Here is a 14,607-nt window from a genome sequence, read left to right on the forward strand (position 1 = left end):
TGTGTCGAAACATTGTTCAGTTTTCAAAGATCTACAACTTTTGTCAAAAGACAACTATTAAATAATACCATTTACCAAATGTGATGTCAACAATTAATTATAAAAATAATTGTCAAACACTCCTGTCTAATGACGACTTTTACATTCTATCAGTCCTATATCCTAAGGTCAAGGTATTTATTCAAATAAATTCAAAATTCATTTATATATAAAAATATCTCTGAACTATTTAGTTCAGAGATATTCCAAAACTTATTTATTCGCTTTAATTATTCGTTTAATATTTCGCCTTAATACCTGGAAGAAAGTCAATGAACGCACAATCTTGTTTGAATCAATATAATTTCGACAAGCACGTAATACCTTTTTAGGTTCTTTTGACGAAAAAATGTACATTTTTCCCTTTTTTGTTTGAACCGCGAAACGCGGAATATACCTCCCCTTGAAATATAACGAAGCAATGATCTGATTAACTTCGTCCCACGGAATTTGCAAATAATGATTTACATTATCACCATAAAACTCAAACGCCTTGTTCCCAACCATGATTTGACCATACGTTCCAGTTCCGTGATGATAGACCGCTTTTTCAACAACATCTGCTTTCGAATTTAATGATTCAACCATTCATCTTTCCTCTATTCCAAAGTATTTATTAAAGCAAACCAACAACGTGCCCTAAAATTCCGATGATGAAGATTCCGATAATGATCCAGATTGGTGAAACCTTCTTCTTGAGTAGCCACATGCAAAGGAATGTCAATAGTAATCCAGCTAATCCTGGAATCAATTGGTCAAGAACATTTTGCATTGTTGTGATCTTAACGGATGATAAAGCTTGACCTTGACCATTATTGTAAAGTTCAAGGGCTTTTTGAATTCCTTCATGGCCTGAAGGAAGTGAGTGCCAGTCAATGTAAGCACCCTTTTGTAATTGAACTTTTGAAACAACTGGTTTGAAGTCGATCTTAACCCACCGTTGAATCAGTGAACCAAGGACAAACATCCCCAGCATTGAAGCTCCACGAGTTACGTCTTGCATCATTGTTCCTGATAAATCGTCCGTAATTGCAGAACCGGCTCTGTAACCAAATTCTTGAGTATACCATTGGAAGCCCCAACGGAATAAATTCCAAACAACGAAGAACATGATCGGTCCCAAAATGTTCCCACTCATCGCAAGTGAAGCACATAAAGCACCTAAAATTGGACGAACTGTGAACCAGAAGACCGGATCGCCGACCCCAGCCAATGGGCCCATCATTCCGACCTTAACACCGTTGATTGCTTCGTCATCAACGTCACCGCCATTAGCCCGTTCTTCTTCAAGGGCTAATGTAACCCCGATAATTGGTGAAGCCATAAATGGGGTTGTGTTAAAGAATTCCATGTGCCGCTTTAAAGCTGCTTGGCGATCTTCATCTGTCTTGTACAATTTCTTGATTGCAGGAATCATTGAAAATGCATAACCGCCGTTTTGCATCCGTTCATAGTTCCATGAACCTTGTAAGAATTGTGAACGAGCTGCAACTTTGAAACGTGTTTTTTTATCAACTTTAATTCGATTTTCTTTTTCAGTCATTCTTTTCACGCTCCTTCATTTTAGTAGTCATCCAAGATATCGCCTAACGGATCACCGGTATTGCTGTCGCCGCCACCGTTACCGCCGTTGCCACCTTTTTTATCAAGGTTCAAGTACATCAATGTAATTGCAACAGCCAAGGCACCGATTGCCAACAATGTTAAGTTTGTCAAAGCAGCGATTACAAAACCGATAATGAAGAATGGCCATGTTTCCTTTGTAGCCATCATATTGATAACCATTGCGTAACCAACAGCAACAACCATGCCACCACCGATTGTCATTCCGGCTGATAACCATGAAGGAATTGCATTCAACATGTGTTGAACTGTGTGAGTTGGGATAATAAGTAATAATCCGCAAGGAATAGCAACACGTAAACCTTGTAAAATAATTGCAATTGTTTGCCACATGTTCATCTTCTTAAAGCTAACTTCTTCAGCAGCTTTATCCATTGCGTGCGTAATCCCAACACAGATTGTCCGGACGATCATGTTCATAACTAATCCGGCAACAGCGAATGGAACAGCCATGGCAACGGCAGTTCCGACACCTTTAACACCTAAATTCCCCATTGCCAAAACAATTGCTGATGCAGTTGACGCAAAGGCAATATCCGGAGCAACAGCCGCACCAATATTAGCCCATCCTAAAACGATCATTTGTAATGTTCCACCAAGAATGATCCCGGCAGTTAAGTTACCTGTTACTAAGCCAATTAATGTACAAGTAACAAGTGGTTGATAAAATTCAAATTCATCTAAAATACCATCCATTCCGGCAAAGAATGCAATGATAATTACTAAAATTGCTTGAACGATAGACATCTTTCTTCCTCCTTGCTATTTCTTTTTGGCTAACTCTTCACGAGCCTTGTTAACAAGATCCATCATGTTTTCTGGTGAATCATTTGGAACTTTCCGAACGTCAAATTTGATTCCCATTTCATTCAGCTTGTCGTATGTTTCAACATCCTTTTCATCCAATGAAAGAACTTTGTTTACGGCAACTTTACCTTCCGAGTGGGCCATTGAACCGATATTCAATGTCTTAATGTCAACTCCGCCTTCAATGGCTTTCAAAGCATCTTCTGGGTTTTCAAAGAGGACTAATGCCTTCGTTGCTCCAAATCGTGGATCCTTTGAAACTTCGATCATCTTCTTAATCGGAATAACATTTGCCCGCACACCAGGAGGAGCAGCCTGAATAATCATGTTTTTCCGCAACTTATCTTTTGAAACGTTGTCCGAGACAACGATAATCCGATCAGGACGAACTGATTTTGTCCAAGCAGTAGCCACTTGGCCGTGAAGCAACCGTGAATCGATCCGAACTAAACCAAACTTAATGTGTCCATCGCCTAAAACCGTTCCTTCAGGAATTGCACCAGTTGGTTGCTTGCTTTCAGCAGCTTTTGGGGCTTCCTTCTTTGGAACAAGTCCTTCAGGTAAGGTCTTGATTCCGTCCTTGGCAGAACCAACGATTTGTTTGGCAATTTCACGGGCGGTAATTCCGTCTTGCAACCGGGCACCGTATGCTTCGATCAGCATTGGTAAGTTCAAACCGGTAACAATTGCCCATGTATCTTTGTGTTCAGCAAACAAATTGCTTGCTTGGTTGAATGGAGTACCACTCCAAAGGTCAATTAAGAATAATACTTGTTCTGGATCATCAAATGAAGCAATGGCGTCTTCCATCTTTTTGCGAATGTCATCTGGGCCTTCGCTAGGTTTCAAGATACATGCCTTAACATTTTCTTGTTTACCGAAGATCATTTCACCAGATTGATAAATTCCTTCAGCGAATCCGCCATGGCTAGCAAGGATAATTCCTACCATAATGTTTTCCTCCTTTGGTGTATTCTTAATTCTGCAAAACCTACTCGGTAATCAAATGCTTATCAATTAAAACCTGCCAGAGATTTTTAGGACTATCACTTGATACTTTTTGAATCTCAAGCTGAATTCCATGCTGATGAAGCAGTTGAAAAGTCTGGATGTCTCGTTGACTAACAGCGACAGTATCGCTGACCATCTTTTTGGAACTGTCGAAACTCAAGGAACCGATATTGATCCTTGAAACGGCAACGCCTCCAAGAATTAATCGCAAAGCATCTTGAGGAGATTCAACTAGTAATAAAACTTTTTCTCCATCAAAACGTGAATCTTGATTAATACGGATCACCTTTTGGATTGGAACAATATGAGTTTTCAACCCTGGGGGCGATGCTTGTTTAATCAACGTTTTCCGAATCGCATCCTGAGCCACACTATCAGATGCAACGAGGATTCGATTAATTTTCAAAACCCGTGCCCAATTCGTTGCAACCTGACCATGTAGAAGTCGGCTATCAATTCGAAATAACTGAACTTGAAGCATAAGGATCACACTTTCGTTATTTGGGATTGCCTCAAAGACAAATAAAATAATTGCTAATAATTAGCCAATCACCAAATTGTTTTGCCTTACATTAAACAATAAGCAAAAAGCGTGCCAACTTTGTGTATCTCTTGAAAACGCTTTTATACCAACGATTAAAATTGCTTGATACACTGTTGATTGTGTATCAAGCAATTCACTAATCATTATTATTTTTGTGTATCAATCAATTTAACAACATAATACACTTCTTCTTCAGGTAAGGTAATGTTTAAACTTTCCGTTAGCATTTGGTTAGCCTTGATCACCATTGGATAAACCGGATCATTTCGAACCTCTTCAATTTGAATATCCTGTTGAACCGTCAATTCACTTCGAGTTAAAATTCGTTCGATCACTCCGGCCAAATGCATACTCAAATTAACCTTTAATGAATTTTTCAACTTTATCGGGCCTTTTTCAATTACCTTACAGTATTCCCAAAGAACCTCCGTAACTTTTTCCGGATTAAGGAAAGTAAAATACTGTCCTAAATAATGCTGAATTCTTTCCTTTGCCATTTTCTCCGAAGTTTCCAATTGATTTTCGGCTTCAATGTTATTCGTAAAGTTTTCAATCGCAGTAATAAACTGTTCGCCACCGCCTTGAAGCAGTTTTTCAAGTGAAACAAATGGGACACTTAGGTGCGGGCGGGAAATTCCCGTAACCGCAACAATGCGGTAGTCCTTTTGAATCTTCGCAATTTGTTGATCCATATCAACAACGGAAATCGGTAAGACAACAATATCATCGATCAAATGGTCCACCAAAATACTATCTAACATCTTCTTGATCTTCACTGCGGTTCCCTGACCAGTTGAACAAATTGCTAAAATGGCTTTTGGCTGCTGCTCAGAAACTGTGGTGGCTTTCTGAGGTAAATGCTGAACTTCGGTTTTTTCCCGTTCCGTTGTCCGTGAATACCCACTGAATTCTGAAATTTCCCGATAAACATTTTCTAAGTCACTATCGATCAGCGACGTTTTCCGGGCCGTTTCCAAAACCAATGCCGTTGTTACCATATCAACGGACTTAACTTTGATTCCTGTATGCTCACTAATTTTCTCATCAAAAGTACTTAACGACCCCATATCGACAAGCAAAATCACGCCATTCCCCGAATCTATTTGACGGACTTTTTCTTCAATTCCCTTTAACGCTTCATGAGGACTCATATCTAATGACATATCAAACGCTGTTAAATTATCGGGATCGAGAAGTTGTTCAACTACTTGTACCATCGAAGATGCCGTACTATTGCCATGGGCGGCAACTACAATTCCAACCTTGCCATTTTGTTTTTCAGCTTGCAGCGAAATTAATAAAACTGCTAAATAATATAATTCTGAGTCTGGAACTGGTAAATGATAATGATTTTCAATTTCATTTTTTACAATTTTGGCATATCCTAATTCTTCTGGATAATCTTGAACCATTGAAATCATATTAGGAGCAGCCTTTCGTAATGGTTTCCCAGATTCAACCCGTTTAATAAATGAACTAATGTGTAAACTCATTGCATACGAAAAATCCGGTGAAATCCGATAACCTTTGTCCTTTAAAATCTTTTTCAATCGATCAGTCAAATCTACAACGTCATGATCAACAATTTCATATAAATCATTTTGATCACGCTCTAAATGTTTATCTGAATAAAATCCTTTTAAATGGACATTGATATCCGTCATAATAAAATTATTGATTGATTCTTGATCAAGCCCTTCCTTGCTAAGTAATGCAGCTTTATCGCCAATAATTTCATAAAGATTATATGGTAATTCATAATTATCAGCATCACTTAACGGGACTGTTACGTCATCCGGGGCAACTACCATTTGCGGATCCATCATTTTTGCCAAATCGCCAAACTGGTCTCGGTCATTTGCAAGGCGCGAAAGTCCTTCTTTAATACTAGGCGGCAACTGGTCAAAATGAAGATAAATTGCGTCCTGTGTTTGAATATTGTTTAAAAATCCTTGCGCACACACTAACTGAACGTTTGACTTTAACTGACCAACATTCCCATAAGTAACACTGCCAATCAATGACCGCGCAACGTCTTCATCAAAGTAAATTTTCTTATGAATACGGTTAGCTTCAACAGATAACATTTGGCGTAATAGGCCAAAACGTTCCCGCATTGTCCGTGAATTAAAACTTGGCATTTGAACAACAATTGGAATTCTCCGAACGAAGGTTGCTAATAATGAACTTTCAGGATCTTCGGTAGTTGCACAAATCAACCGCAAATTAGCATGATGTGCTTTAGCAGTTTCTCCTAATCGTGAATAGGTTCCATGATCCATTAAATAAAAAATCATTTCTTGACCTTCCGGTGGTAACCGGTGAACTTCGTCTAGAAATAAAATTCCGCCGTCCGCTTTTTGAATCAACCCTTCTTGATCTTCATTAGCACCAGTAAAAGCCCCTTTAACATATCCAAATAAATGCGACATTAAAAGTTGAGGATTATGCGCATAATCTGCACAGTTAAATGTAGTTAAATGGGGATTGCTAATTACACCTTTATTGTAAGCAAATTGATTCATTGCATTTGCAAAATACGTTTTCCCTGATCCAGTTGGCCCTGTTATTAGAACATTCAGTCCATGTGGAGGATATAAAAGCGCTGCTTTGGCCTGTTCAATTTGATTTTTTAAACTGCTTGTTCTTCCAATTAAATGATCAAAAATATCATCTTGTTTGTTTTCCTGTTCTTCAGTGCGATTTTTCTTGGCGGATTCTGTTTTTTTTACCCTTACTACCGTTTCATGTACATCCTGTGAAACTTGATCAGCCAAAAAATATTTTACGGGACGCGTTGCAGTTTTAGTCAATTTACCTTCTTTTACTAAAATATTTAACTCTTTGCTGACATTCGTCCGAACCAGATTGAGATCCATCGCTACTTTAGAAGTTGTCACTCCTTGAGGTTGATCAGGTAGCATGTTTTTCAGATATTCCCAGACCTTTTCTCTTCGTTTCAAAACTTAACCTCCTCAATAACCTTTTTTGTGTATTAAGCATCCAGGCTTCGATGATAGCGTTTACCATTTTAGTGTATCATCTTCATTATTAAAATTAAAGAATCGTTTTCATCTTTGTGTATCAGGCATTTGCCTTTTTTCACTCCTCTATTAAATGGTAAAATTAATTTAACAAAATCGATTTTAAAGGGGTTTTAACAATGACTGAAACGGCAGTTACAATTACGCGCAAAGATAAGCGTACCCGGCTTCTTCATATTATCCGGGTCATGCGCAACTATAACATGCTTCATAACTTTGTTCATCAGACTCATCCGGCTGAATTTCGCAAAGCGCTTGAAGAGCTTGGGCCCACCTTTATCAAGGCTGGCCAATTGCTTTCAACCCGGCCTGATCTAATTTCGCCAGAATATATTCAAGAATTGCGGAAATTGCAAGATAACGTCCAAATCGACGATTTTCAAACAGTTGCTGCAACCTTTAAAAAGCAAACTGGAAAATCAATTGCTGACACGTTTGCCTCATTTGATCAAAAGCCATTTGCTTCCGCATCGATCGGTCAAACTCACCATGCAACCCTTAAAGATGGAACCGAAGTTGTAGTAAAAATCCAGCATCCAGCCGTTGAAGAACTGGTTCGAACGGATCTGGCCCTTTTCCGCAAGGCCCTTTCGATTCTAAAATTTGTACCGGACATTGAAGTCATTGACGTTAATGAAACCCTTGATGAAATTCGAACAGCATTGCTGAATGAGATCAATACGCAGGTCGAAATCCAAAACGGCATTGAATTTTATAAACTCAACAACCGTGATGGCATCATTCGCGTTCCAAAAGTGTATCAACAATATTCAACTTCAAAAATTCTTGTTAACGAAGCAATGCGCGGAAAGAGCATTAAATATCTTATTCAACAGACAGCCGAACCTGAAACTCAGGCAGCAAAAGAACTTATAGCAACGAAAAAGTATGTTGCGAAAACGCTCGTTCAAAACTTTATCAAACAGGTTTTTGTTGATAATTTCTTCCATGCCGATCCGCATCCCGGGAATATTCTTTTTCACCGTTTAAGTTATCGTGAAGAAGTTAATGAAAAACAAAATTTCGAACCGCAGCATCACTATGCGAAGAAAATCGGTAAAAACGAAATTCAAGTCGAAACCGACGAATCCCTTCCGCCATACCGGTTAACCTATCTTGATTTTGGAATGATGGGCCGACTAACCCCTGCTCTAGTGGACGGAATTGCTAACATCATTTTGGCACTCAATACTAAAAATTCGCGTAAAATCGGTGAGGCAGTTTTAAGCGTCTGCAACCGCGTAGGCGACGTCGACGAAGAAAGTTTCTATGAAGACTTAGGAAATTTCATTACCCCGTATTTGAAAATGGGCGTGGGTGAAATTGATTTTGCAACAACCTTATATCAAATCATCACCCTGTGTCATCAAAATAATCTTCAAATGAAACCAGAAGTCACCTTGCTGTTCAAGGCCTTTGGAACCCTTGAAGGAATTGTTGCTCAACTTGATCCGGAATTATCGATCATGGATATCGCCCGACCATTTGGGATCAAATATTTAAAACAAAAATTTAACCTTAAAAGCTCCGTTGAAGATCTCGCTTGGCAAACCCTACAAACGGCCAAGGAACTGCCAGCCGTCCCCCAAAAATTAAACCAGCTGCTTGATATTATGAATGCTAACCAAGCCCGGCTAACGCTTAAACTGAAAGATCAAAATAAAATTCTTTACCGACTAGATCAAATCGTTAACCGCATTATGGTGACAATTATTCTTGCGGCTGTCATCCTCGGCTCATCAATGCTTGTTCAAGGAAGTCACGGAAACACTCCAGTCTATAACCTTGGAGTGACGGGGTTTATCGTTTCATTAATCGTCATTATCTTAATGACTCTCGGTGGAATTCACCGGCATTTAAAGGATAAAAAGAAATTAAAGTAGAATATATTACGCCAGGCTGATTAATTGTATTCGTTTCCGAATCGCGTTACCATAATAGTTGTAAGGGATATATAAGAAAGGATGTAATCATATGAGTAATGATTTAATGAATCGGTTTAATCGTTTAGCAAATAGTGATGATTTCTTCAGTAATTTTGGTCGTTCATTTTTTAACAACTGGAATGAAATGAAATCATTAAAGAGTGATATTAAAGAAACGGATAAAGAATATGTCGTTAAAATCGATATGCCTGGAGTTGACAAAAAAGATATCGCTTTGAATTTCAAAGATGATGTTTTAACAGTTGACGCTAAGCGTGATTCGTTCGATGACGAAAGTGATCAAAAAGGTAATATTATTGCTAGTGAGCGTGACTATGGAACTTACAGTCGCTCATACCGCTTACCGCAAGTTGATGGCAAGGCAATTTCTGCCAAATATGAAGATGGTGTCTTAACGGTTACATTGCCAAAGACCAAAGAAGAAATTGATAAAAATCATAACATTCAAATCGACTAGTTGGTTTGAAAATCCTCTTAGTTAGAATCAATCTACTAATGAGAAGGCTGGATTTCAATCCAGTCTTTTTATTTTTATCTATTTTTGTTGACAAGCAACATAATCAGAAATATAATAAGCTGCGTTAAATATGATTTGATAGCGTGAAGAATCTTCCATTCTGAAAAATGTTTCGCTTATTAAAAATAAGGACTATAATAACTTAGTCAAATCCATTATAGAAAGCGGGTAAAAGATGACTACAAAACAAAAGCAAGAGAAGCAAACCAGTTGGCTTGTTTTAATTGCCATCGGCATGGGAATCTTAATGGCGATGCTTGATATCACGATCGTCAACGTTGCGCTTCCGACAATTCAACACGAATTTCATACCAGTTACGTTTCAACGCAATGGATCGTAAATGCTTATACTGCAACGTATGCCATTTCGATTCTTTTAATCAGTAAACTTGGTGATATGTATGGTAAGAAACTTTTCTTCCTCCTTTCAATGGGTATCTTTACCGCCGGGTCATTATTATGTGCAATTGCCCCGAATAGCTTATTCTTAAATATTTCCCGGGGAATCGAAGGTGTCGGCGGTGCCGGAATCTTAGGGTTATCAATGGCGTTGATCGGTGATAACTATGAAGGAAAACAACGGGCGTTTATCCTTGGAATCTGGGGAAGTATCGTTGGCTTCGGAACATCGATCGGACCGCTTGTCGGTGGCTTGCTCGTTCAATATATCAACTGGCGTTCGATTTTCTTAATCAACGTTCCAATTGGAATCGTTGCCATTGGGATCGGGATCAAGTTCATTACCGAAAAGCATCACGAAGTCGACCGACATCTCGATCTACTAGGAATGATTTTAAGTACAGCATTAGTTTTCTGCCTTGTATTCGGATTGTTAAACAAAGAGAATGATATTACCGCAAGTTGGATGACTCCTAACATTATCGGATGGATCATTGCTGGAATCATTTTACTAATTGTTTTTATTTTATGGGAAAAACACATTCCGTACCCAATGATGAACCTTGAACTTTTCAAAAATCCATCATTTGTTGGATCATGCGTTGCCGGTTTTACCATTGCAATCGGATTATTCTCATTTTTCACATATTTAACAATCTTAATGCAAGACTACATGGGATACTCACCACTCGAAGTTGGTCTTCAACGGCTAATCATTAGTGTCTTTCCTCTTGTCTTAGGAGCATTCGTCGGCTATGCCGTGGGTCGAATTGGAAGTCGACTAATTGCCAGCGGATCTTTATTTATTGAAGCTATCGGAATTCTTACAATGAATCTAATGCTTGGCTACCACCTCAATTGGACGTTCTTAATTCCCGCATTCATCTTTATGGGGTTAGGAAACGCTGGCATCAACCCTGCAATTTCAAATGCCGCTCTTCTTGATGTCAAGCCGCAAAACATGGGAATGGCATCTGGAATTAATAATGTTTGCCGACAATTTGGAAACTGTCTCGGCGTTGTTGTTCTTGGCCTGGTAGTCGGTGATGGTTACCAACGCAGTTTAACTGCTCATCTTGGAAACACCGAGGCTGCCCGAATCATCATTAAAGCTGGTCCGTTTTCAGGAATGACAATGGCTCAAAAATTCCATCAAATTCCACACATTACAACCATCGTAAGGCATGCATACTATAACGGAATTCATGAATTGCTCTGGTTAACGTTTGGAATCTTCATTATTTCAGGAATTCTATGCTGGTTCTTAATTAAAAACACACCCAAAAAAGATATTAATTCAGGAAACTAATAAAAAGGCTGTGCCGCTAATGGCACAGCCTTTTGTTAGTTTTTCACTGGCTGGTAAAGTCCATGTGAAATTTTAACTAACTCATCGATTGATTTGGCCGCGAGTAAATCCCGTGTCGCTTCTCGGCGATGAATTCCCAGGTCTTGAGGAGTTTGAACAATTCCCCGCTCCCGAAGAACCTGCCGTTCCTTTTCTGAACATTTCTGACCAACCGCTGTATCCCCGGCAATTGCCGCGATTGCTTGTCGTCTTTCAGTCGGGCTGTCAGTTTGATACAGGTTTGCAATTCCATTTTCAGAAACAATATGCGTTGTATCTTCACTGTAAATCATAATTGGATCAACCGCTAAACGATTCTTTAATTTCCATGCATCCAATTGATCGACAAAAACCGGCTCATGATTCCACCGCCGGGAAGTCGTTAATTGAACGACAATTTTTCTTCCTTGCTTGTAAGAACCATCAATTTGTTGATATGAATTAGTTAAATGCCGCCGACCGTGCGGATCAGATCCCATGTTTGGCGCTCCGCCAAAACCGCTTAGACGATCAGCAGTAATCGTTGAGGCATTTCCATCCGTATCGACTTGCAGTGTTGCCCCTACAAACATATCAATCGCATATTGTCCTGCAATTTGCGCATATACCCGATTAGACTTTAAATTTCGATAATGATCAACTGCAAAAACATCAGAGCGTTGCTGAATATACTTTTCCATTCCAGCTTCCCCGCCAAAGCAATAAATTGACCTGACCCATCCGGCTTCAATTGCGGGAATCAACGTTGGCGTCGGATTATTGACCCAGTTCGTCGCAACTTTGCCCTTTAATCCTAACCGTTCACCAAAGGTTGGCAACAACAATTCAATTGCTGCAGTATTATATCCAATTCCGTGATTCAGAGTTTTCACCTGATATTTTCCATAGATTCCCTTGATTGCCAGCATTCCTGCCATAATTTGATCCTCAGTGATCTTTTGCGGATCCCGGGTAAACAACGGAAACGGCTTTTCTGCTTCTGGCACTCTTACGATCAAATCAACCTGTTCTGCCGGAATGTCAATCCGTGGTACCCGCTCAACGATTTCATTAACCTGAGCAATTACAATTCCTGATTTAACCGCCGTTGCTTCAACCAAGACCGGTGTTTCTTCTGTATTTTGAGCCAAATATAAATTTCCGTCTGCATCCGCCTGCGCAGCTGTAATCAATGCAACATCTGGAATTAAATCGACAAACAGCCGGCCGTAAAGTTCAATGTATGTATGAATATTATTAATCGTTATTTCTTCCTGATTGATCAATTCAACCAGTGCACGACTTTGAGGCCCGGCAAATGAAAAATCAACAGACGACGCAATTCCACGCTTAAAAAGTTCAATTTGGTTGGGGTCTTCAATGCTTGGAATTACCATTGAAAGATCATGAACTCGATGAACATCAACCATTCCTAATGCTCTAGCCAAAAAATGCGCTTGCTTTTGATTATCGCCTTCAAGAATTACCCGATCACCTGGAACTAAAACTTGTTCAAGAACATCCACAATTTTTTCCGTATCAATTTGCTTCCCTGCACGTTTAACGTTATTCAATTTATTATTTTTACTTTCTTTTCGCTGATTCCAATTCATTTTCAGGCCTCTTTCTTTTTAAAGACAAACGGTAATGCAAGACCGATGATCACCAAAATAATTCCAATAATCACCGTTAGTTTCATCTGTTCATGTAAAATAATGACTGCCAAAATCGGCGACAAAATTGATTTGATAAAAAACGATGATGAAGCCGGAAATGATCCTGCATTTTCAACAGCATAAAAATAACAACCGTAACCTACCGCTGTAATCACAACACCGATAAACAATAAAATCCCAACGTTTGCCGCATTCAAATTGCTAATTACCGGAACACTCGAAAACATTTGAAGGCTTGGGATTGCCTTAAAGAAATTACTGATTACCGAAATATGAGTAAGACCGATCACGATCCATAACTCTACCAATCCGCATAAGAAACTCATTCCCGAAATAATAAAGCCATTGGTCCCTGGATTTTCATTCAAATATCGTTTTGAAAGAACAGTATATAATCCAAATAATGCTGAACCACTAATTGAAATTAAAATCCCCTGCCAATTATTCAGCTGTGATAACAGTTCATGCGGGCTAACAACCAACACCATTCCGACCAGTGCGAAAAACAGAGTTCCCTTTTCAATCCCGGTCAAACGTTTATGTAAAATTAATTTTGAAAACAGTAAAACAAAAACCGGATTGCAACTGAAAATAATGGCGGCAATTGCTGCCGGTTCTAACTTGCATGAAATCTGATACATTGACATGCAACAAACAACAAAAACAAATCCAAGAAGAATAAAATTGCACCAATCTTTTCCCGTAAATGAAATTTTTTGCCGTTTGATTTGTTGCATCATAAATGGCAAAAAGCAAGCCACGGCGATCACAAACCGCCAAAAACTAATTTGAATCCCGTTTAATCCAGTTACCTGATTGCTTGCCAACTTCAATACGATTTCCATTAAACTGAAAACCAATGCAGTTGTTAAAATACAAACATATGAAATTCTCTTTTTCATAAAATCCCTCCTAATCATTGTTAACTAAAATAAAATTTATAGTTAACAATGATATTAAACACGATTTTATTTTGATTGTCAAAATATATTTATAAAATGGTTGGATTCATATCAACTAAATTACTGCTATTATCGCCTTTAATTTAATCGATTTATCAAACAATTATTTAATTATCAAAGCAAAAAAATAAACTATGACTTAATCATAGTTTAAAAAATCATTAATTTAATTGTTGACAATCATTTCCTAATTCGATACACTCATTGCGTGGAAATGCACTAACCCTTTTTCCACAACACTTACACATGACCAAAAGCAAACCCTCTTTTGGTCCCATATAGTTATCTTACTCACTAAGACGCTTACCAGTTTCCATAAATTTAACGGTAAGCGTCTTCTTCGAGTGATCATTTCTTTTTACGGTTTAACGTATGCAAATCCTTCATTTTCCTTTTCAGCAACCTCAATCAATCCGGCAGGAACAACCCGAACAAATGAAAACAGATCTTCAGGGGCGATCTTAAATCGGTTCAACGAATTATTGCAACCGGCAATCACAAAGCCCGCATCCGTTGCCTTCTTCAACGTTTCTTTCAATGCGCGGTTATCGTCATTATCAACCAACTGTTGAATTGCTTCACCAGTAACAACTACCTCAATATCTAAATCTGGACGTAAATTTTGTTTTGCGTTGGCTAAGTTGATTAAATTTCCTTGCACTGCGCTCCACCGTTCAGTTTGATCAATGTGAAGTAAAATCTTCATACTAAA

The 14,607-nt window shown here is 38.6% G+C and carries 12 protein-coding genes; 3 read left to right on the forward strand and 9 right to left on the reverse strand.

The features are described 5' to 3' along the window. Positions 1-252: 252 nt before the first annotated feature. The 6 genes from FC64_RS01010 to FC64_RS01035 form a co-directional block, all read right to left on the reverse strand. Complete coding sequence (locus FC64_RS01010; protein ID WP_057906142.1) at positions 253-627, reverse strand: DUF956 family protein; 375 nt, start codon at positions 625-627, stop codon at positions 253-255. 28 nt (positions 628-655) lie between these two features. After that, complete coding sequence (locus FC64_RS01015) at positions 656-1,582, reverse strand: PTS system mannose/fructose/sorbose family transporter subunit IID (RefSeq protein WP_057906143.1); 927 nt, start codon at positions 1,580-1,582, stop codon at positions 656-658. A gap of 20 nt (positions 1,583-1,602) precedes the next feature. Next, a complete protein-coding gene (locus FC64_RS01020; RefSeq protein ID WP_057906144.1) occupies positions 1,603-2,409 on the reverse strand; it encodes a PTS mannose/fructose/sorbose transporter subunit IIC in 807 nt (268 codons plus the stop codon). Positions 2,410-2,424: 15 nt separating this feature from the next. After that, complete coding sequence (locus tag FC64_RS01025) at positions 2,425-3,420, reverse strand: PTS sugar transporter subunit IIB (RefSeq protein ID WP_057906145.1); 996 nt, start codon at positions 3,418-3,420, stop codon at positions 2,425-2,427. A 40-nt stretch (positions 3,421-3,460) separates the two neighbouring features. Further along, positions 3,461-3,961: a PTS sugar transporter subunit IIB gene (locus FC64_RS01030; protein ID WP_057906146.1), complete on the reverse strand. Its 501-nt coding sequence runs from the start codon at positions 3,959-3,961 to the stop codon at positions 3,461-3,463. A 209-nt stretch (positions 3,962-4,170) separates the two neighbouring features. Next, on the reverse strand, positions 4,171-6,987 hold the full coding sequence (locus tag FC64_RS01035) for a sigma-54-dependent transcriptional regulator (protein WP_057906147.1): 2,817 nt from the start codon (positions 6,985-6,987) through the stop codon (positions 4,171-4,173). 200 nt (positions 6,988-7,187) lie between these two features. On the opposite strand from FC64_RS01035, the gene FC64_RS01040 reads away from it, so the two are divergent. The 3 genes from FC64_RS01040 to FC64_RS01050 all read left to right on the forward strand — a co-directional run bounded on the left by FC64_RS01040 (position 7,188) and on the right by FC64_RS01050 (position 11,239). Then, on the forward strand, positions 7,188-8,951 hold the full coding sequence (locus tag FC64_RS01040; RefSeq protein ID WP_057906148.1) for an ABC1 kinase family protein: 1,764 nt from the start codon (positions 7,188-7,190) through the stop codon (positions 8,949-8,951). Positions 8,952-9,042: 91 nt separating this feature from the next. Further along, the gene (locus FC64_RS01045; protein WP_057906149.1) at positions 9,043-9,471 is read left to right on the forward strand and encodes an Hsp20/alpha crystallin family protein; all 429 of its coding nucleotides are present in this window, start codon (positions 9,043-9,045) and stop codon (positions 9,469-9,471) included. A 235-nt stretch (positions 9,472-9,706) separates the two neighbouring features. After that, positions 9,707-11,239: an MFS transporter gene (locus FC64_RS01050; RefSeq protein WP_057906150.1), complete on the forward strand. Its 1,533-nt coding sequence runs from the start codon at positions 9,707-9,709 to the stop codon at positions 11,237-11,239. Positions 11,240-11,274: 35 nt separating this feature from the next. Here FC64_RS01050 and FC64_RS01055 read toward each other — a convergent pair whose 3' ends face one another. From FC64_RS01055 to FC64_RS01065, 3 genes are all read right to left on the reverse strand, one after another. Next, complete coding sequence (locus FC64_RS01055; RefSeq protein WP_057906151.1) at positions 11,275-12,870, reverse strand: malonate decarboxylase subunit alpha; 1,596 nt, start codon at positions 12,868-12,870, stop codon at positions 11,275-11,277. Between the two features lie 2 nt (positions 12,871-12,872). Further along, entirely contained in the window at positions 12,873-13,835 is a 963-nt protein-coding gene (locus FC64_RS01060) for a DMT family transporter (protein ID WP_057906152.1), read from the reverse strand. A 418-nt stretch (positions 13,836-14,253) separates the two neighbouring features. Continuing rightward, positions 14,254-14,601, reverse strand: a complete 348-nt coding sequence (locus FC64_RS01065; RefSeq protein WP_057906153.1) for a DsrE family protein — start codon at positions 14,599-14,601, stop codon at positions 14,254-14,256. Positions 14,602-14,607: the final 6 nt, after the last annotated feature.

The sequence above is a fragment of the Ligilactobacillus araffinosus DSM 20653 genome, from assembly GCF_001435375.1.
Taxonomy (GTDB): domain Bacteria; phylum Bacillota; class Bacilli; order Lactobacillales; family Lactobacillaceae; genus Ligilactobacillus; species Ligilactobacillus araffinosus.

Coding starts and splice junctions, on each gene's coding strand:
- FC64_RS01010 (WP_057906142.1), bottom strand. CDS start 627: ATGGTTGAATCATTAAATTCGAAAGCAGATGTTGTTGAAAAAGCGGTC.
- FC64_RS01015 (WP_057906143.1), bottom strand. CDS start 1,582: ATGACTGAAAAAGAAAATCGAATTAAAGTTGATAAAAAAACACGTTTC.
- FC64_RS01020 (WP_057906144.1), bottom strand. CDS start 2,409: ATGTCTATCGTTCAAGCAATTTTAGTAATTATCATTGCATTCTTTGCC.
- FC64_RS01025 (WP_057906145.1), bottom strand. CDS start 3,420: ATGGTAGGAATTATCCTTGCTAGCCATGGCGGATTCGCTGAAGGAATT.
- FC64_RS01030 (WP_057906146.1), bottom strand. CDS start 3,961: ATGCTTCAAGTTCAGTTATTTCGAATTGATAGCCGACTTCTACATGGT.
- FC64_RS01040 (WP_057906148.1), top strand. CDS start 7,188: ATGACTGAAACGGCAGTTACAATTACGCGCAAAGATAAGCGTACCCGG.
- FC64_RS01045 (WP_057906149.1), top strand. CDS start 9,043: ATGAGTAATGATTTAATGAATCGGTTTAATCGTTTAGCAAATAGTGAT.
- FC64_RS01050 (WP_057906150.1), top strand. CDS start 9,707: ATGACTACAAAACAAAAGCAAGAGAAGCAAACCAGTTGGCTTGTTTTA.
- FC64_RS01055 (WP_057906151.1), bottom strand. CDS start 12,870: ATGAATTGGAATCAGCGAAAAGAAAGTAAAAATAATAAATTGAATAAC.
- FC64_RS01060 (WP_057906152.1), bottom strand. CDS start 13,835: ATGAAAAAGAGAATTTCATATGTTTGTATTTTAACAACTGCATTGGTT.
- FC64_RS01065 (WP_057906153.1), bottom strand. CDS start 14,601: ATGAAGATTTTACTTCACATTGATCAAACTGAACGGTGGAGCGCAGTG.